At 50.8% G+C, this 16717-nt stretch carries 17 protein-coding genes; 9 read left to right on the top strand and 8 right to left on the bottom strand.

Annotation, left to right across the window (positions count from 1 at the left end; all coding sequences use genetic code 11):
* Window positions 1-37: 37 nt before the first annotated feature.
* The gene (locus ACZ44I_RS10720) at window positions 38-961 is read right to left on the bottom strand and encodes an ADP-ribosylglycohydrolase family protein (RefSeq protein ID WP_464550045.1); all 924 of its coding nucleotides are present in this window, start codon (window positions 959-961) and stop codon (window positions 38-40) included.
* A 119-nt stretch (window positions 962-1080) separates the two neighbouring features.
* Between ACZ44I_RS10720 and ACZ44I_RS10715 the strand changes: the two genes are divergently transcribed.
* The gene (locus ACZ44I_RS10715) at window positions 1081-2613 is read left to right on the top strand and encodes a glutamine synthetase family protein (protein ID WP_464550047.1); all 1533 of its coding nucleotides are present in this window, start codon (window positions 1081-1083) and stop codon (window positions 2611-2613) included.
* 37 nt (window positions 2614-2650) lie between these two features.
* Here the strand turns inward: ACZ44I_RS10715 and ACZ44I_RS10710 are convergent, their stop codons facing one another.
* The 5 genes from ACZ44I_RS10710 to ACZ44I_RS10690 all read right to left on the bottom strand — a co-directional run bounded on the left by ACZ44I_RS10710 (window position 2651) and on the right by ACZ44I_RS10690 (window position 4776).
* Window positions 2651-3232 carry an SOS response-associated peptidase gene (locus ACZ44I_RS10710; protein ID WP_464550049.1) on the bottom strand — a complete coding sequence of 194 codons (582 nt, stop codon included), beginning with the start codon at window positions 3230-3232 and terminating at the stop codon, window positions 2651-2653.
* An 83-nt stretch (window positions 3233-3315) separates the two neighbouring features.
* Window positions 3316-3939, bottom strand: coding sequence for a peroxiredoxin (locus tag ACZ44I_RS10705; protein WP_464550051.1), 624 nt, complete (start codon window positions 3937-3939; stop codon window positions 3316-3318).
* A gap of 47 nt (window positions 3940-3986) precedes the next feature.
* Window positions 3987-4340, bottom strand: coding sequence for a carboxymuconolactone decarboxylase family protein (locus ACZ44I_RS10700; RefSeq protein ID WP_464550053.1), 354 nt, complete (start codon window positions 4338-4340; stop codon window positions 3987-3989).
* Between the two features lie 6 nt (window positions 4341-4346).
* Complete coding sequence (locus tag ACZ44I_RS10695) at window positions 4347-4472, bottom strand: desulfoferrodoxin FeS4 iron-binding domain-containing protein (RefSeq protein ID WP_292737317.1); 126 nt, start codon at window positions 4470-4472, stop codon at window positions 4347-4349.
* Window positions 4473-4533: 61 nt separating this feature from the next.
* A complete protein-coding gene (locus ACZ44I_RS10690; protein WP_464550055.1) occupies window positions 4534-4776 on the bottom strand; it encodes a zinc ribbon-containing protein in 243 nt (80 codons plus the stop codon).
* Between the two features lie 123 nt (window positions 4777-4899).
* On the opposite strand from ACZ44I_RS10690, the gene ACZ44I_RS10685 reads away from it, so the two are divergent.
* The gene (locus ACZ44I_RS10685; protein ID WP_464550057.1) at window positions 4900-5505 is read left to right on the top strand and encodes a flavodoxin family protein; all 606 of its coding nucleotides are present in this window, start codon (window positions 4900-4902) and stop codon (window positions 5503-5505) included.
* Between the two features lie 8 nt (window positions 5506-5513).
* Here the strand turns inward: ACZ44I_RS10685 and radC are convergent, their stop codons facing one another.
* Window positions 5514-6194 carry a RadC family protein gene (gene radC, locus ACZ44I_RS10680; protein WP_464550059.1) on the bottom strand — a complete coding sequence of 227 codons (681 nt, stop codon included), beginning with the start codon at window positions 6192-6194 and terminating at the stop codon, window positions 5514-5516.
* Between the two features lie 87 nt (window positions 6195-6281).
* Between radC and ACZ44I_RS10675 the strand changes: the two genes are divergently transcribed.
* The 6 genes from ACZ44I_RS10675 to ACZ44I_RS10650 all read left to right on the top strand — a co-directional run bounded on the left by ACZ44I_RS10675 (window position 6282) and on the right by ACZ44I_RS10650 (window position 13089).
* A complete protein-coding gene (locus ACZ44I_RS10675) occupies window positions 6282-6782 on the top strand; it encodes a rubrerythrin family protein (protein ID WP_464550061.1) in 501 nt (166 codons plus the stop codon).
* 57 nt (window positions 6783-6839) lie between these two features.
* Window positions 6840-7871: an AI-2E family transporter gene (locus ACZ44I_RS10670; protein WP_464550063.1), complete on the top strand. Its 1032-nt coding sequence runs from the start codon at window positions 6840-6842 to the stop codon at window positions 7869-7871.
* Window positions 7872-7907: 36 nt separating this feature from the next.
* On the top strand, window positions 7908-9071 hold the full coding sequence (locus ACZ44I_RS10665) for an FAD-dependent oxidoreductase (protein ID WP_464550065.1): 1164 nt from the start codon (window positions 7908-7910) through the stop codon (window positions 9069-9071).
* 73 nt (window positions 9072-9144) lie between these two features.
* Window positions 9145-9324 (top strand): hypothetical protein, encoded by a 180-nt coding sequence (locus ACZ44I_RS10660; RefSeq protein WP_464550067.1) that lies wholly within the window; start codon window positions 9145-9147, stop codon window positions 9322-9324.
* A complete protein-coding gene (locus tag ACZ44I_RS10655; protein ID WP_464550069.1) occupies window positions 9314-9535 on the top strand; it encodes a hypothetical protein in 222 nt (73 codons plus the stop codon). Before ACZ44I_RS10660 ends, ACZ44I_RS10655 begins: the two co-directional genes overlap by 11 nt.
* Window positions 9532-13089 (top strand): PAS domain S-box protein, encoded by a 3558-nt coding sequence (locus ACZ44I_RS10650; protein ID WP_464550071.1) that lies wholly within the window; start codon window positions 9532-9534, stop codon window positions 13087-13089. The genes ACZ44I_RS10655 and ACZ44I_RS10650 overlap by 4 nt, the downstream gene beginning before the upstream one ends.
* A 29-nt stretch (window positions 13090-13118) precedes the next feature.
* Here the strand turns inward: ACZ44I_RS10650 and ACZ44I_RS10645 are convergent, their stop codons facing one another.
* Entirely contained in the window at window positions 13119-15026 is a 1908-nt protein-coding gene (locus ACZ44I_RS10645) for a PAS domain S-box protein (RefSeq protein WP_464550073.1), read from the bottom strand.
* 243 nt (window positions 15027-15269) lie between these two features.
* Here ACZ44I_RS10645 and ACZ44I_RS10640 point away from each other — a divergent pair, with 243 nt between their 5' ends.
* Window positions 15270-16670: an ATP-binding protein gene (locus ACZ44I_RS10640; protein WP_464550075.1), complete on the top strand. Its 1401-nt coding sequence runs from the start codon at window positions 15270-15272 to the stop codon at window positions 16668-16670.
* The last annotated feature ends 47 nt before the right edge of the window (window positions 16671-16717 follow it).

Genomic DNA, 16717 nt, shown 5'->3' with positions numbered 1-16717 from the left:
AGCTTGGATAAAGGGTTTTACCCTGTTGGGCAGATAGCTACTCTGCCCCGCCGGGAATCAGGTGTCCTGTCCGCCTGAGAAGGTCGATTCCGAGTTGTTCGATCGCATCGCGCGATTCCAGATTTTCGAGGAGATCGTGTGGCAGACCGCTTTTGCCAAATTTTGCGCCGATATATGCTCCGCAGATGAATGCTATCGTATCCGTATTTCCTCCGGCTTGTGATGCAATCTCAAGCAGCTCATCCGGATCCTCAATCCGGCGCGAGAGGAAGAAGGCGAGTGGTACGGTCTGGTACACTGAACTGTCACTTCCGATCCGCTCAACTGCTCCCTGGATGGAAATCCCGTTCTCATCAGCGAGCCGGATAGCCTCCCTCACCCTGACGCCGAGAAGTTCATCCTCCCGGAGTGCTGCGGCTGCTGCCCTGGCAAGAGGGTCGCGATCCCCTGCAAGGGTTGTCCTGATGAGTGTGGCAACCGTCACTGCACCAGCCAGAGCTCCCGGGTGGGTATGGGTAACACTGCATGAGACGACGAGCCGCTCCGAACACTCGATCAGATCGGTAAAAGCGAGTGCAAAAGGGACTGCAAGCGGAATGCATCCGGCAGTACTGGAATTAACCGCCGCCTCTTTCCAGGAACTCTTCTTTAAGCGTTCGCAGGCGGCATGGACAGCACTATCGGGGAACCTGAGCCGGCCGGCATTATAGGTGTCCTTCAGAGCAGCAGCATAAGCATCTTCGGAATATTCACGATCGGCAATGAGCCTCCCGACAATCATCATCATCTGGGAATCGTCGGTAAACTGACCGGGTGCCAGTCTATCATTTGGGTGACCCTTGTAGGCCTTCCGAAACATTCTGAGTGGTGCATGGAGACGGGGAGGTGCGGTTTCATTCGGCATGCCGAGCGCATCTCCAAGTGCGGCACCAAGAAGACATCCTTTATACTGTTCGAGCATCAGATGAGGGTTGTTCTTCGAGGTAATAACCCTTGCCGGTCGGCGTAAGAGTTGGAAGGAAGTTGTCTTCCATATAGGGGTGCAAAAATAAAGCTCCCTTTGCCTGAAGAACCATTTTAATGAAACTTATCACACCGTACCTGTACATGGAGATAGACGATTCCCCCCAGAACCCCAATGAACTTGAACGATTTCTTGGGAAACCTGCTGCATTGTTCAGTAAAGAAGATATAATCCGGTTTGTTGTGCAGAATGGCATTGAGATGATCAACTTCCGCTACGTTGGAGAAGACGGAAAGCTGAAGACACTCAATTTTGTAATAACGGGAAAGGAGCATCTGGATACAATATTAAGTGATGGAGAGCGGATTGACGGATCGCAGCTTTTCTCATGCATTGAAGCTGGTTCAAGCGATCTATATGTGGTTCCCCGGTACAGAACAGCATTTGTAAATCCCTTCTCAGAAGTGCCGACACTTGAGATCCTCTGTTCATTCTATACAAATGAGGGGAAGCCGCTCCCAAACGACCCCTCCTATATCCTGAGAAAGGCACATGAATTGTTCAGGAAAGAGACTGGTGCAGAATTTTTCGCTCTAGCTGAACTGGAATACTATGTGATCGCAGAGCCTGATCCGCTGTACCCTGTCTCTGATCAGCGGGGATACCATGAGTCACGTCCCTTCACCCAGTTTGAGGATTTCCGTATCGAAGCACTCCGGCTGGTGGCACAGGCTGGAGGAAAAGTGAAATATGGCCATGCAGAAGTCGGATGTTTCACGCAGGATGGCAGACTCTATGAGCAGCACGAGATTGAGTTCCTTCCCACCCCGATAGAGGATGCAGTCGATCAGCTGGTGATTGCAAAATGGATCGTTCGGATGCTTGGAGAGGCATATGGTGTGCAGGTGAGTTATGCGCCAAAGATCACCGTTGGAAAAGCCGGTTCAGGTCTCCACTTCCATATGATGGCTGTCAGGGATGGTGTGAACCTGATGGTAGGGGAGAACGGGCTCTCGGACTTTGCAAAGAAGATGATTGCAGGCCTGCTTGAATGTTCAGATGCCCTGACCGCATTTGGCAATACCATCCCTACATCGTACCTGCGTCTGGTGCCCCATCAGGAGGCACCAACCAATATCTGCTGGGGAGACCGGAACCGATCCGTTGTCGTCCGGGTGCCGCTTGGCTGGATTGGTGATGGGAATATGATCCGTGATGCAAATCCCGACGCTCCACCTGCTGAGATAAAAAGGATGGGGAAACAGACGATTGAACTCAGGACGCCTGATGGTTCGGCCGATGTCTATAATATTGCAGCAGGGCTTGTTGTGGCATCGCTCCATGGTATCCGGATGCCGGATGCTCTTGAGAGGGCAGCCGATCTCTATGTTGATGGCAATATCTTCGATCCAAAGAATGCAGAGAAACTGAAGTCACTGAAACAGCTTCCCGCCTCCTGTGTCGAGTCTGCGGATATTCTGGAGGAAAAGCGTACAATCTTTGAATCAGACGGCATATTCCCTGCCGCACTCATCGATTCAACTATCAATCAGCTCAAAAACTTCCAGGATAAAGGGCTGAGCGAGCGGATCTATGCGAAAGAGAAGGAGATCCGGGCAATTGTCGAAGAATTTATTCATATTATGTGAGAGTGCCAGTCGCTCTTTTTCTCTCCAATTTTATTACTCACCACCAGTCATGCTGCTCCGGACGCCGGATCAGGGAGGGTTCATCCGGGGCAGCGGGATTGTTGATCTCTCTTGATACCGGATATATCTCAATTCTCTCATCTGAGAGGGGAGGTGTCCTCCCCGTGAGCCATTCCCTCTCCCCGACCTCTGTCAGAACATAGGGCATCCTCGGATGAATGCTGCTCACCGGTTCGACTGCTGCTTTTGTCACGATACAGAACGCATCTCTTTCCCTGTCATAGATTCCTGCAAATGCAAGCAGCTCTCTCTCCGAAAATGAGATGTAATAGGGCTGTCTGTGGCTCCCTTCGGTCTTCCATTCATAAAAACCGCTTGCCGGGATGGCGCACCGCTCTTCCCAAAACCCTGATTGTTCTTCCAGCCCTTCGATCCGGGCATTAATCCGGTGGCCGCCGCTCTCTCTTACGATCCCAAAGACTGCCTCTATCAGGTGCTCATCCAACGTTATGATCGGAAGGCGCTGGCCGGGTGCTGCATTATACCGGGGGTGGATATCGGGCTCACCAAACCGCTCCCTGAGGATATGGGTTCCGATGATGGTATAGCGTGAACACATCTCTGCTCCCCTCTCTTCATCTCTTTTCAACGGAGAGATCCATATTCTGGGGTTTTAAGGAAGGATCTGTTAAAAAAAAGGAGTTAGATCTGTTTGAAACAGAGGTACCAGTCCTTGCATTCGTACCCTTCAGTGTCACGGATTTCTGCCTGTTCCACGGTCTTTGGTGCAGGAACAACAACCTTGTCGCCCGGCTGCCAGTTCGCAGGTGTCGCAACCCCGTGGGTATCGCTTGTCTGGAATGCCTTTAAGAGACGAATCAGTTCAGGGATATACCGTCCGTTTGTGAGGGGGTAGTACAGGATGGCCCTGATGATCATCTGGGGATCGATGAAGAAGACTGCACGAACCGCAGCGGTGGTGCTCTGGCCCGGATGAACCATACCAAAGAGCGATGCTACATTCATATCAAGATCGGCAATAACCGGGAATGGGATTTTCACTCCCATCTTCTCTTTTATATTCCGAACCCAGGCGAGATGGGAATGGATGCTGTCGATGGAGAGGCCGACAAGCTGTGCATTTAATGCCTCAAATTCTGGATTTGCCTCGGATAATGCGATAAATTCTGTCGTGCAGACCGGGGTGAAGTCTGCGGGGTGTGAGAAGAGGACGACCCATTTCTTGTCTTTGAAGTCGGAGAGCTTCATCGGACCATGGGTTGTTATCGCCTCAAAATCAGGGGCCTCCTGGCCGATTGTTGGCATGCGAGGTCCACAGTCACAGTACATATCCTGGTCATCACACATCAGAATCACTCTCCCATTATCTCGTCCATCGCACTCTTGCCATAGACATATGCGGGCATCCCGGAGAGCATGAAGGTGACTCTGAGCCCCTCTTCAATCTGCTCTTTGGTTACGCCAAGCTGTTTTGCACCGGCAAGCTGGGCCCGTACTGCATGCTCGTCCCTGAGGGCTGCTGCAATGGCAATGGCCAGTACTTTCTTCGTCTTTTTGTCAAGAGCACCGTCTGCCCAGATATGCTGGTCGAATTTCATGACCATCTCAAACATCTCGGGCTCCTTCTCCATCAGCCCGCGGAAGAAGATTGGGACCTTCCCGATCTTCTCCTCAAGAGATTTGAGGTCTTCTTTCTTTTTGCTCATACAAGATCACTCCTCAAGTTCCATTGGCTGGCCGCAGCAGATCAGCTCGCCACCGCCGGCCTCTTTGACCTCGACGACATTTCCGCAGATCTCACAGGTGAAGATCTGCCCTTCACTGGATACATTTACCATTGTTCATCACCTCATTCTTCTGTCCAATACCGCGGTTCCGGCTGCATATGATATGCAGCAGTTAGACGTTTGATCCGCCGCGTTTTGGAGGGTTGTTCACATCTTCAGCAGTCTTGACATCAGGCCTGATGTGGGTCATCGGGAAGCACTGGTACTCTGCACATTCGCAGGCCGGGCATTTCCTGAGATCCTCTTCGGCATGAGTCAGGGTCATCTCGGCACCGCAGTCAATGCAGACGTACTTGCCGGGGTTTGCTTTTGTTCCTGCCTTTACAATTTCACAACGTTCTTCTGGATTTGACATTGGTGTTTCACCAAAATCTCAATGGGTGTTGACCCTATTTAACCATTGTGAAGGTACTGTTTTTCCTCTTTTCTGAGGCATTAAAGAACACTTTTATCTATTCTGATTGCGAGAATGCTCCCTATGGAAAGCAATCTTGTGGCACTGCTTGGCAGCCCCAGAAGAGAAGGGAATACTGCTATTCTTCTCAGGGAAGCGATCCGTGGAGCAGAGGATGCAGGATGCACTGTCGAGGTTGTCTGGGTGCCCGGCCTTTCGATTAAGCCCTGCATGGAGATCTTTGTCTGCAAGGCAGAACCCCGGTGTGCGATTAAGGATGAGATGCAGAAGTACTATGATCTGATCAGGGATACAGACGGACTGATCGTTGCAACTCCTGTCATGACGATGGGTGTGCCCGGAGCCCTGAAGTCGTTTATTGACCGGTTCCAGGTCTTTTATATGGCAAAATATGAGCGGAAGGAACCGCTGATCACACCTGTTGAGCGGAAGGTGCGGAAGATGCTCCTCCTCTCGATTGCCGGGATGAATATTAAAGATCTCTTCTCAGGCCTTCTCCAGACGATGCATGCATTCGGTGAGATCATCGATTGTCCGCTCTGGGACAGCCTGCTTCGGGATGATATGGATACGATAAAGGATCTCAACACGCGGCCGGAGCTGTTGAAAGAGGCATATGCAAAAGGGTATGCACTCGGCGAGGCAGTCCGCAGGGCAAAATCAGAATAAGTCCGGAATTAGAAATATCCTTCTCCATGGAGTGAGCAGAAGCCGTTCTCAGCGACGATGATATGATCGATCAGCCTGATCCCAAGAACCTCGCCTGCTTCTGCAAGCTTCTTTGTCACGGAAATATCATCAGAACTGGGTGTAACATTCCCTGAGGGATGGTTATGCATGATGATGATCGAGGCAGCACGATCCGTTATTGCGTCTGCAAAGACCTCACGTGGATGGATCTGGCTCTGATTTAAGATCCCTTTTGTTATTATTCGTTTTTTGATCAGTTCATGTGCCCCGTTCAGGGTGATGCAGATGACATGCTCCTGCCTCTCCAACCTGATATCCTCGGCATAGGGGAGTGCGTCTTCGGGGGAGGTGATCTTTGGGCGGTATGTTCTCTCCTGCATCCTCCGTGCCAGCTCAAATGCAGCCAGTATCTGGCAGGCTTTTGCCTCGCCGACCCCTGGAATTGCGATCAGATCTTCACAGGTTACGGCCAGGCCTTTTCTATCGAGGCATGTGCTGATCTCTTCTGAGAGTGTGGTGACATCACGCCCTGCAATTCCCCGCCCGATGATCGCAGCAATCAGATCGCCGTTTGAGAGGGTGGGCGCACCCCGCGTCCGGATCCGCTCCCGTGGCCGATCTATCTCAGGTGTCTCACGGATCAGGCGTGCCTTTGGCTGCACTTTCATGGTATTCTGTTTTATAGGTGGTTGTGGTTAAGGATGTCGTTCGGTTGAGCCAAAACTTTTTTCCTCTTGAACTGCCATTGAACTGGTATGGCAACTGAACAGGATATTATGGAAGCATTCGCAGGCGAGTCGCAGGCGAACCGGAAGTACGCAATTTTTGCTGAGAAAGCGCAGGAAGATGGGTTTTCAAATGTGGCAAAGCTCTTCCGTGCAGCATCAAAGGCAGAGGAGATCCACGCACGCAGGCTCCTCAGGGTGGCAGGGCTGATCCAGTCGACTGCTGAGAACCTGAAAGGCGGAATTGAGGGTGAGACCCATGAGTTCATGTCGATGTACCCGGAGTTTGTCGAGCGGGCACAGGCTGAGGGGAGGAAGGACGCCGAGATCACCTTCACCCATGCGATGAAGGCAGAAGAGGTCCATGCCGGCCTGTACAAAGAGGCACTTGCGGCAGTAACGGGCGGTTCTGATCTCAAGGCAGATGAAGTGAAGATCTGCCCGGTATGTGGCAATCTCTTCATCACCACTCCTCCGGAAAAATGCCCGATCTGTGGGGTTCCCGCAGGCAGTTTCCAGGTAGTGGAATAGGACCCTCCTTCTTTTTCAGCAAAGTTTCAAATATCCTCCCCCCGAACGTCTTTTGATATGAGCCTGAACTGGAAGTCGGCTGATCGTGTTTCGCTTGGTATTATTGCCCTGATAGCACTCATCACGTTTATCGCTTTTTTTCCGCTGTTACAGGTGGTTGTCCTTGCCCTGTCGGTCGCTGTTGTGCTTATCCCATTTCAGGAATGTCTCTCAAAAAGGTTCAGTCCTGCCCTTTCAGCTTTTCTCCTGACACTGATGGTTGTTACGGTCGGCTTCCTTGCCATTCTCATCACCTTCAATGTGTTGTACCAGAATATGGATTATTTAATCACTATCATCTCCAGTATCCTGGATGGGCTGAAGCCTGAAGCGATATCTGATCTCCCTGCTCTATTATCGGGTCTTGGCCTTGAGGGGATGATTGATAACCTCCTTCTCTCGGTTAAAGATGCTCTCTTTATGTATCTCTCTATGATCCCGACACTTGCAGTCCATATTCTCCTCTTTATCCTCGCACTCTCTCTCTTCATCTATTCAGGCCCGGGTTTAAAAACTGATTTTCAGAAGATGATCCCCGAAAATTCCCGGAAAAATGTCATGGTGATCTGGAAGCGCGTCTATGATACGCTCTATTCGATCTATATCGTGCATTTCTCAATTGCCATCCTGACATTCTTCCTGGCACTTCCATTCTTCTGGATTCTCGGATTCGACAATATCCTCTTCTATTCGGTTCTCTGTGCTCTCTTTGCACTGATACCCTTCCTTGGACCTGTGGTCATCCTTGCATTCCTTGCACTCTATGCCCTCTCAATCCGTGATTTCCGGGCAGTGCTTATGCTCATCTTCATCGGATATCCCCTCCTTGGTGTGTTCACTGATATCTATCTCAGGCCGGTGATGATGGGCAGACGGATAGAGATCCATCCGGTCGTCATCTTTATCGGGTTCTTCGGTGGTATGGCGACGATGGGGCTTGTGGGATTCATCATCGGCCCGCTCCTCCTCTCTCTCTTGATCGGCGGATACCAGATTGCCGTCCAGGAGCTTGGAGGGGTGCCTGCTCCAGGGATGGATGCTGATCTATAGCAAAGAATAACTGGTATCCGTGTCTATCCAGAAACCATGAGCGAGATCATCGTCTATTCGACGGAACGGTGTCCATACTGTGCGATGGTTAAGGCGTACCTGGGCAAGAAGGGGATTGAGTATACCGCCATAGATGTTGGGAACCCGGAGAATATCGAAGCGGCAAAGGAGATGATCCGGATCTCCGGCCAACGGGGGGTGCCGGTGACGGTCATCGACGGCAAGGTGATCGTCGGCTTTGATACCGCCGCTTTCAACGAGATCTTCGGAGCAGAGGAAGGTGGCGGTCTCTATGACCTGATCATCATCGGTGCCGGGCCTGCCGGGCTGACGGCTGCCGTCTATGCGGCACGCAAAATGCTGAAGACTCTTGTCATCTCTGAGAATATCGGAGGGCAGTCGAATGAGAGCTGGGCTATTGAGAACTACATGGGGTACCTGATGATCACAGGCAGCGATCTGATGGCGAAATTCGAGGAGCAGGTCAGATCCCAGAGTGTCAACCTGGAACTGGATCGTGTCTCAGCCCTCCATAAGCAGGATGATGGGATCTTTTCCCTCTCCACCGAATCGGGAATTGCATACACTGCCAAAACCATCGTGATTGCCTCCGGCAAACACTCCCGGATGCTCGGTGTCGAGGGGGAGAGCACGTATCTTGGAAAGGGGCTCTCGATCTGCTCCACCTGTGATGCCCCTCTCTACCGGGATAAGGCAGTTGCGATTGTAGGTGGCGGAAATTCGGCGGTGCAGACTGCTCTTGAGATGGGAAAGATCGCATCCGAGGTACATCTGATTGTAAGGAGCACCATCAGGGCCGATGCAGTCTTTGAGAGCCAACTGGATAGTCTTTCGAACCTGACGATCCATACCGGCTATGAGGTTGCCAGGATCGGCGGAGATAAGTTTGTCCGTTCAATTACTATCAGGAACAGATCGACAGACGAGGAGGAACGTATCATGGTTGAGGGGATCTTTATCGAGATCGGGCTTATCCCAAATACCGGGTTCCTGAATGGATTCCTTCAGATGAATGAGCTGGGTGAGATCATCGTCGATCAGGACTGCCATACCAGCGTGGAGGGGGTCTATGCTGCCGGTGATGTCACCTCGATTCGAGGGAAACAGATTATTATTGCAGCAGGAGAAGGTGCAAAAGCAGCGCTTGAAGCACATGAATTTCTGATGAAACAGGGTTGATAGCGAATTGACACGAGATGATTATGTGATAGCTGACCGTTCCTCCCTCATAGGTATCGGGTTTTGTGATCTGATGGCTCAGGTATGCATTCCTCTTACCGGGGATACCCAATCACGGAGGCCGCCTCCTCACCGGATCATTACCCTTCTTGATCAGGAGATGCTTGAATCAGAGTCGATCCGGGCATTTATGAGAAAACACGATCAGTTCTCTGATACCGATCGTCTGCCGACAGAGTCAGTTGATCAATAACTCTTCAGCGAAATTCATCCTCTCCTTTCTTCCTCCTGAGATGGCGTATTCTATATCAATAATCTCAGATATGGGGAACAGTCATCCATACCTTTATGTAAGCCTGAGGGTGTATCTTTCATCTGGACTGATACTGGTGGATGAGGGAAGCCGGGAGCCGGGCGCTTGCAGGAAGAGGAGAGAGGGCGACCAGTCCGGGATGAGGATATGACCGGACCGCACAATGCAGAGGCTGCAAAAGCCCAAGGACATGACGCCCTCATCGAGAGCGAGCACCGGCTCTCCGATATCATCAACTTCCTCCCCGATGCCACCTTTGCAATTGATGAGAACGGGGTGGTGATCGCCTGGAACCATGCGATCGAGGAGATGACCGGTGTTTCTGCAGCGGAGATGATCGGGAAAGGCGACTATGCGTATGCAGTCCCGTTCTATGGCAGACGCCGGCCGATGCTGATAGATCTCGCCTTCAAGGATGATCCTGAGCTTCGATCCCGGTATGATCTCCTGAAGGAGATGCCGGGTGCAATCGAGGTGGAAACAAGGCATGCATGGCCAAAGGGAGAGGAGCGTATCCTCTGGGCACGTGTGTCGCCTCTATACAACCGGAATGGGGAGTGTGGTGGTGCGATCGAGACGATCCGCGACATAACCAGATGGAAGCAGTCTGAAGCATTATTAAAGGTAAGTGAGATCCGTTACCGCCGGCTCTTTGAAGCTGCACAGGATGGGATCCTGATCCTTGATGATGATGGTGAGATCATCGATGCAAATCCGTTCATTCTGGATATGCTCGGGTATCGCCTTGATGAGCTCCTTGGAAGAACGCTCCCTGAGATTGGACTCCTCCAGGACAAAAAACTCGCAGAAAAGGCTTTTCTTCGGCTGAAGGAAGAGGGGTATATCCGGTACGAAGACCTTCCGCTTGAGACAAAAGACGGGCGGCAGATGGCTGTTGAATTCATCAGCAACCGCTATTCGATCAATGCTCACTCTGTCATCCAGTGCAATATCCGGGATGTAACTGCTCGAAAAATGGTTGAATCTGCCCTCAATTCGAGTGAATCTCTCCAGCGTCTTATTCTCACGGCGATGCCGGATATCCTGATCCGGTGCAATGCCGAGGGGAGGTATCTTGATATCCTGACACCTGATGATGACCGGTTTGTGCTCCCAAGAGAAGAAGTGATTGGAAAGACTATCGCCGAGGTGACGTCTGAGGAGATCGGTGAGATGATTCTTTCGGCGATCGCTCTTGCCCTTGAGACCGGGGAGATGCAGACGATCGAATATGCTCTCTCTGTTCCGGCAGGGCACCGGCATTTTGAGGCACGCATCGCACCCTATGCAGCAGATGAGGTAATAGCTCTCATCAGGGATATTACTGACCGGAAGGAGGCAGAGGATGCGCTTCATGAGCGGATCAAGGAACTCTCCTGCCTGTACCGTATCTCTGCTACAATTGAGCACCTTCATCTCACGGAAAGAGAGGTGCTCAGGAAGATCCCGGAGATCATTCCGGAAGGCTTCCAGCACCCGGAGAAGACTCATGTCAGGATCACAATCGACGATTCCACCTACCCGGCTCCAGGCTTTACATTGACGAATTGCTCTCTTGTCCACGAGATACCCATTTACCAGCAGGCTGGTGGTACGATCACCGTCTGTTTCGATGATGAGTATGATCCCCTCACAGAAGAAACGGTCATGCTCAGGATCATTGCAGAGCAGATCGGCCGGTATATCGAGCGGATACGGGGAGTTGAGATGCTTCAAGAGAAGAATGAAGAACTCGCAACCGCTGAAGAAGAGCTTCGATCCCAGCTTGATGAGCTGGTGGCAACCCAGCAGCAGCTCCGGGAGAATGAAGAATATATCAGAACTGTACTTGACAATCTCCCTATAGGAGTTGCCGTCAACTCGGTTGATCCCGAGGTGAACTTTGAGTACTTTAATAAGAATTTCCTATTGATCTACCGGACAACTGCAGAGGCCCTCCAAAACCCGGATGCCTTCTGGGATGTCGTCTATTTGGATCCTGTATTCCGGAGGAAGCTGAGAGAACGGGTTCTCTCCGATATACAAAGTGGTGATCCGGTGCGAATGCGCTGGGAGGATATCCCGATCACCCGGCAGGGTGAAGAGACGACCTACATCAATGCGATGAATATCCCGGTTCCGGGAAAAGATCTGGCGATCTCAATAGTCTGGGATGTGACGGACCGGGTGAAGGCGGAGAACCGTTTACTCCTCCATTTGAAGCGGTCAGAAGCGCTCCTTACACTCCACAGGATGGCCGGTGCGAAAGAACAGGAGCTGATGGATTATGCCCTGGATGCTGCCCTCCAGACGACCGACAGCAGGTATGCCCTCATCGGGCTCATGAATGATGATGAGTCGGTGATGACCGTTCATGTCTGGTCTGAAGGTGTGATGGAGAACTGTCGCGTCAGAGATACGCCCATTCAGTTCCCGATCGAATCCGGGGGTGTCTGGGGGGAATGTGTAATTACCCGCTCTCCAACTCTCATCAATGTCTATGAAGCCCCTCATCCCGCAAAACATGGATTGCCGGAGGGGCATCTTCCGATCTCACGTTACCTTGGTGTTCCTATTCAGCATGGTGATCGGATCATCGCTGTTCTTGCGGTTGCCAATAAAGAAGATGTTTACCGGGACGATGATATCTCTGCACTGACGACACTTGGGAATCTGATGGGGGAGCTGATCTATCGGCAGCGTGCCGAGGCGGCTCTCCAGAAGAGTGAAGAACGGTACCGGTACGTATCCACCATCATCACGGATTTTGTCTATTCATGCCTGAAGGAAGATGGAAGCAATTACCAGATAGACTGGATGGCAGGTGCTACACAGCAGATCACCGGGTATGAGATCGACGAGGTGATTGGAGAAGGTTGCTGGGGCTTCATGATCCATCCTGATGACAGGCAGATCTTTGAAGATTCGATCCTCTCCCTCCCTGAAGGCGAGTCCTCGGAATGTGATCTCAGGATCATCACAAAGGATGGAAATGTCAGGTGGCTCTCTGCGGAAACCAGGTGTATCCGTGATGAAACCGGCAGGAGCCGTATTTATGGCGGGTGCCGTGATATCACCGAGGAGAAGACTGCCCGCCTTGAGCTTGAGCAGAACCAGGCACGGCTTGAGCTTGCGATGGAGGTAGGCAGTATCGCCTGGTGGGAGATGGACTGCCTTACAGGAGAGGTCGCATTCAGCCCGCGGAAAGCAGAGATGCTCGGCTACTCTCCTGATCGGTTCTCCCATTACACCGATTTCACAGAACTCCTGCATCCCGACGATTATGAGAAGGCGATGCAGGCGATGCGGGATCACCTGGAGGGGAGAGCAGACCGGTATGAGGTCGAATATCGAATCCAGAGCAGCGATGATGCATACCTCTGGTTCCGGGATGTCGGAGCGGTAACAGCGCGGAATAAGGAAGGTGCTCCCCTGAAGGTGGTCGGGCTTGTTGTCAATATCACCACAATGAAAGAGGCTGAGGAGGCATGGAAGAAAGCCTATACCCAGATCGAGGATGATATGGTGAAGTTCTCTGTTTTAAATGATCAGATCAGAAATCCCCTTGCAATCATCATGGCACTCGCGGATCTCGAAGGAGGAGAAAATATGGAGAAGATCATCGAGCAGGTGAAGGCAATTGATCGGATCGTCACCTTCCTCGATCAGGGGGTGCTGGAATCCGAGTCGATTCGGAAGTTTATGAGGCGGCATGATCAGTTATAGGGCTGATCCGGCTTTTTTCTCTTCACCTTTCATCCCGTCCCCTCTGCCTTTCTCTGCCAGATGCCCCCCGGCACCCTGATCTCAAACCTCGCCCCCTCGCCATAGACTCCGGTCTCGGCGATGGAGATGCCGGTTATTGAGAGGATCTCGCGTGAGAAGAAGAGTCCTAAACCGGTATTTTCACCATAACCCCGTTGAAAGATCTTCTCCTTCTGATCATCGGGGATTCCGGGTCCATCATCCTCCCAGGTGATCACCAGCATACCATCCTGCTCTTCACACTGTATTTTCACTCCGGTTGCCCCCTCTGCATAGCGGATGGTATTCTCCATCAGGTTCGAAAAGACCTTCTCGATCATCGGATCGGCAAGCACCAGGTACATTCCACAGTTCTGTTTGATCGGGATCTGATCCCCTCCGATCCCCTCGACAATCTCCCTGATATCCAGCCAGGCTGGTTTTTCAGCACCCAGATTCTCATACATCCGGGTAAACTCGATCTGGCGCTGGATATTATCCGAAGCCCTATGGATCTTCTCCAACCTGGAAAGCAGCTCTTCATCACCTTCTGCCTCCTTTTCAGCAAAAGAGAGAAACCCTTTCTGGATCATAATCTGGTTCAGGATATCATGGCGGGTGATCCCTGAGAGGAGCTGGAGCTTTCTGTTCACGATCTCAAGTGCATCCTCTGCCTGCCTCCGGCTGGTGATATCAAAAATAAAACCATCAAGATACCTGATCCCGGCATCCGGAGAGAATATCCGCCCCCGCTCCTGCACCCATCGTATGCTTCCGTCCCTGTGGATGATCCGATACTGGATATCCCATGGTTCTCTGGCAGAGAGTGATCTGTTAATCGAATCCCGGACATCTCTCCTGTCATCGGGATGGATGATACTCTCATAAGTCCGGATGGAATTTCTGATGAAGTCGGTGTATGGATACCCGCTGATCTCTTCGATCCGGGTATTCATGTAGAGCATCGTCCAATCTTCATCAGGCAGGCATCGGAAAATGACACCGGGAACATTTGCAACCAGGGAGCGGTACCGGTTCCTGCTCAGCTCAAGTGCCTCTTCAGCCTTCTTTCGCTCGCTGATATCCATGATCTGGACAAGGTATCCTGTTATGCCCTCATCTGGATCCTGCATTGGTGTGATCAGCACATCCAGCCAGATTGTTCCATTCCGGCTGGTTCTATAGAGGCTGTGGGCTTTGACCTTCTCAAAATCAAAAAGATCCTGGTACCGAACGGATTCTCCTGCACGAAGCTTTGCTTTCTCTTCATCTCCGACATTCGGGTCATCAAAGAGAGAAAAACCCAGGATCTCCTCAACGTTCTCGATCCCAAAGAGTTTCAGGCAGGCGGGATTTGTGTGAACCAGTCTCCCGTCCTGGTTATAGAGCTCAATTGCAATCGGTGACTGATCATATATGGCATGATAGCTCCTCTCGCTCTTCCTGAGCTCGCTCTCCACCCTTTCTCGTTCCTGTACCTCCCGAAGGGCCTGATCTCTCAGTTCCCGGGCTGAGCGGATCTCACTATCCAGTTCGGTTACATCCTCGATGATGATCATCGCATGCAGTGGCTCCCCTTCCCTTCCCGGATACCCGATAACAGAGGTCTGCTGGATACGGGGTGTTCCATCTGATTTTGTGAACGGGAGAAAAGATCCATGGAGCCGGGATGAAAAGATGGCAGGTGGTCCGCCATCGAGTACCTGTTCGATCCGAATCAGGTATGCTGGCGAGGCGAGATGGGGAAAAGCCTCCAGCAGGTCTCTATTGATCATCTCTTCTGCAGAAAAACCGCTCCATTCGGCAAGCGTCTTGTTCCAGACCAGGATCCTCTTCTCCCGGTCAATGACACAGATGCCGCTTGGCATCGCATCGGAGAATGCATAAAACTCATCGGAGACGGTACCTTTCTTCCTCATTAAATGATCTCACCCGCTATTCTCTTTGGTTCTCACGGCAGCTGTAAAATGGTATCCAAAAAGAGATGCCCTTCATCTGATTGTGGATATTCCCCGGTATTCGAATGTGATGAAGATCTGCATTTCTGCAATCTGTGTTCATCTCTTTCATTTATAGTACCATATATCCTTTGGCGGCCAGGTCTTTTTCTACCGATCCATTCATCATAAATGCTAAATAGTACACTCTGTAGTATATTACTTATGAGTATATTCCTTGATCGGCACCGGGAGACCTCAATGCTTGAGAGCCGTTACCGGGGGGAGAAAGCTGAACTGCTGATAATATATGGACGACGGAGGATTGGAAAAAGTGAACTTATCGATAGGTTCATCGCCAGAGAGAAAGGCATTCGCCTCCTTGCACGTGAGGAGTCAAGGACTCTCCAGCTCCGGCGCTTTTCATTAAAGCTTGGGGAATATTTTAATGATAATTTCCTGAAAAAAACCTCATTTGCTGATTGGGATAGTTTTTTTGAGTACATTCTCCAGCGTTCAGACGAGCGTTTTGTCCTTTCCATCGATGAGTTTCCCTATCTTGTCAAGGAGGATCCCTCCCTCCCCTCCATTCTTCAGGATTATTGGGATACGCATCTGAAGGATAGTCAGATATTTCTGATACTCTCCGGTTCCAGTATTTCAATGATGGAAGAGTCAACGATGGATCATACAAGTCCTCTCTTTGGGAGAAGGACCGGTCAGATCCTCCTTCAGCCCCTCCGTTTCATCCATATCCTTGATTACCTGAAGGATATGCAGAAAGCAGTTGAGTTTTATTCGGTTTTTGGCGGAACTCCTGCATATATTATGAGTGCCGATCCGAATTCGGATATCTCTGACAATATTGAAGAAAAAGTATTGCGGGAGGATGCATTTCTCTTTCGGGATGTTGACTTTGTTCTCAGATCAGAACTGGTTGAACCGCGCTATTATTTTTCCATTCTCTTCTCAATCGCACAGGGAAATCATACAATCGGGCTGATATGCAACGATTGTGGCTTATCAAAGAGTATTGTCAATAAATATCTCTCTATACTGATCGATCTCCATCTGATATATCGCCGCATCCCGGTAACAGAGGGGAATAAGAGCAGGCGAGGTCTCTATTTCCTCTCAGATAATCTCTTCGACTTCTGGTTCTCATTCGTTCATCCCAATATTGAATCGCTTGAGCGTGGTAACACCCGCCTGATTGTGGATCAGTTCGTCCGGCCACGTTTCTCAAGGTATGTAGGCCGGCATTTTGAGGCGATGGTGATGGATCTCTTTGATCTCTTTAATGAACATCATCTCCTTCCTTTTGTCTATACCCGGATTGGCAGCTGGTGGTACAGGGGAGAAGAGATAGATATCGTTTCTATGAGCGAGGACCCTCCTTCAATCTTCTTCTGTGAATGCAAATGGCAGGATAGTGTTGATGGAAAGAAGCTCTATGCAGAACTTGTAAAAAAGGCTGGCAAGGTATCCTGGCAGAATGGGAAGCGACGGGAGTATTATTGCATTGTTGCAAAAACATTCTCACGCAGGCCAGAACCAGATGAGCGGGTTATCTGCTATGATCTCCTGGATCTTGAAGCTCTGGCCTCCCGGCTTCTGGAGAGTTGACTGGCTTCTCCGGATCGCCGGACGACTCATAAAAAGTATTGATTTAA

The sequence above is a fragment of the Methanocalculus pumilus genome (assembly GCF_055382585.1).
Note: the sequence above shows the minus strand (reverse complement) of the source record. Positions and strands in the feature narration are given on the sequence as shown.

What these genes read in the sequence shown, in the direction of transcription:
- ACZ44I_RS10720 (WP_464550045.1), bottom strand. Translation starts at nt 961, where the DNA reads ATGCTCGAACAGTATAAAGGATGTCTTCTTGGTGCCGCACTTGGAGAT.
- ACZ44I_RS10715 (WP_464550047.1), top strand. Translation starts at nt 1,081, where the DNA reads ATGAAACTTATCACACCGTACCTGTACATGGAGATAGACGATTCCCCC.
- ACZ44I_RS10710 (WP_464550049.1), bottom strand. Translation starts at nt 3,232, where the DNA reads ATGTGTTCACGCTATACCATCATCGGAACCCATATCCTCAGGGAGCGG.
- ACZ44I_RS10705 (WP_464550051.1), bottom strand. Translation starts at nt 3,939, where the DNA reads ATGCCAACAATCGGCCAGGAGGCCCCTGATTTTGAGGCGATAACAACC.
- ACZ44I_RS10700 (WP_464550053.1), bottom strand. Translation starts at nt 4,340, where the DNA reads ATGAGCAAAAAGAAAGAAGACCTCAAATCTCTTGAGGAGAAGATCGGG.
- ACZ44I_RS10695 (WP_292737317.1), bottom strand. Translation starts at nt 4,472, where the DNA reads ATGGTAAATGTATCCAGTGAAGGGCAGATCTTCACCTGTGAGATCTGC.
- ACZ44I_RS10690 (WP_464550055.1), bottom strand. Translation starts at nt 4,776, where the DNA reads ATGTCAAATCCAGAAGAACGTTGTGAAATTGTAAAGGCAGGAACAAAA.
- ACZ44I_RS10685 (WP_464550057.1), top strand. Translation starts at nt 4,900, where the DNA reads ATGGAAAGCAATCTTGTGGCACTGCTTGGCAGCCCCAGAAGAGAAGGG.
- radC (WP_464550059.1), bottom strand. Translation starts at nt 6,194, where the DNA reads ATGAAAGTGCAGCCAAAGGCACGCCTGATCCGTGAGACACCTGAGATA.
- ACZ44I_RS10675 (WP_464550061.1), top strand. Translation starts at nt 6,282, where the DNA reads ATGGCAACTGAACAGGATATTATGGAAGCATTCGCAGGCGAGTCGCAG.
- ACZ44I_RS10670 (WP_464550063.1), top strand. Translation starts at nt 6,840, where the DNA reads ATGAGCCTGAACTGGAAGTCGGCTGATCGTGTTTCGCTTGGTATTATT.
- ACZ44I_RS10665 (WP_464550065.1), top strand. Translation starts at nt 7,908, where the DNA reads ATGAGCGAGATCATCGTCTATTCGACGGAACGGTGTCCATACTGTGCG.
- ACZ44I_RS10660 (WP_464550067.1), top strand. Translation starts at nt 9,145, where the DNA reads ATGGCTCAGGTATGCATTCCTCTTACCGGGGATACCCAATCACGGAGG.
- ACZ44I_RS10650 (WP_464550071.1), top strand. Translation starts at nt 9,532, where the DNA reads ATGACCGGACCGCACAATGCAGAGGCTGCAAAAGCCCAAGGACATGAC.
- ACZ44I_RS10645 (WP_464550073.1), bottom strand. Translation starts at nt 15,026, where the DNA reads ATGAGGAAGAAAGGTACCGTCTCCGATGAGTTTTATGCATTCTCCGAT.
- ACZ44I_RS10640 (WP_464550075.1), top strand. Translation starts at nt 15,270, where the DNA reads ATGAGTATATTCCTTGATCGGCACCGGGAGACCTCAATGCTTGAGAGC.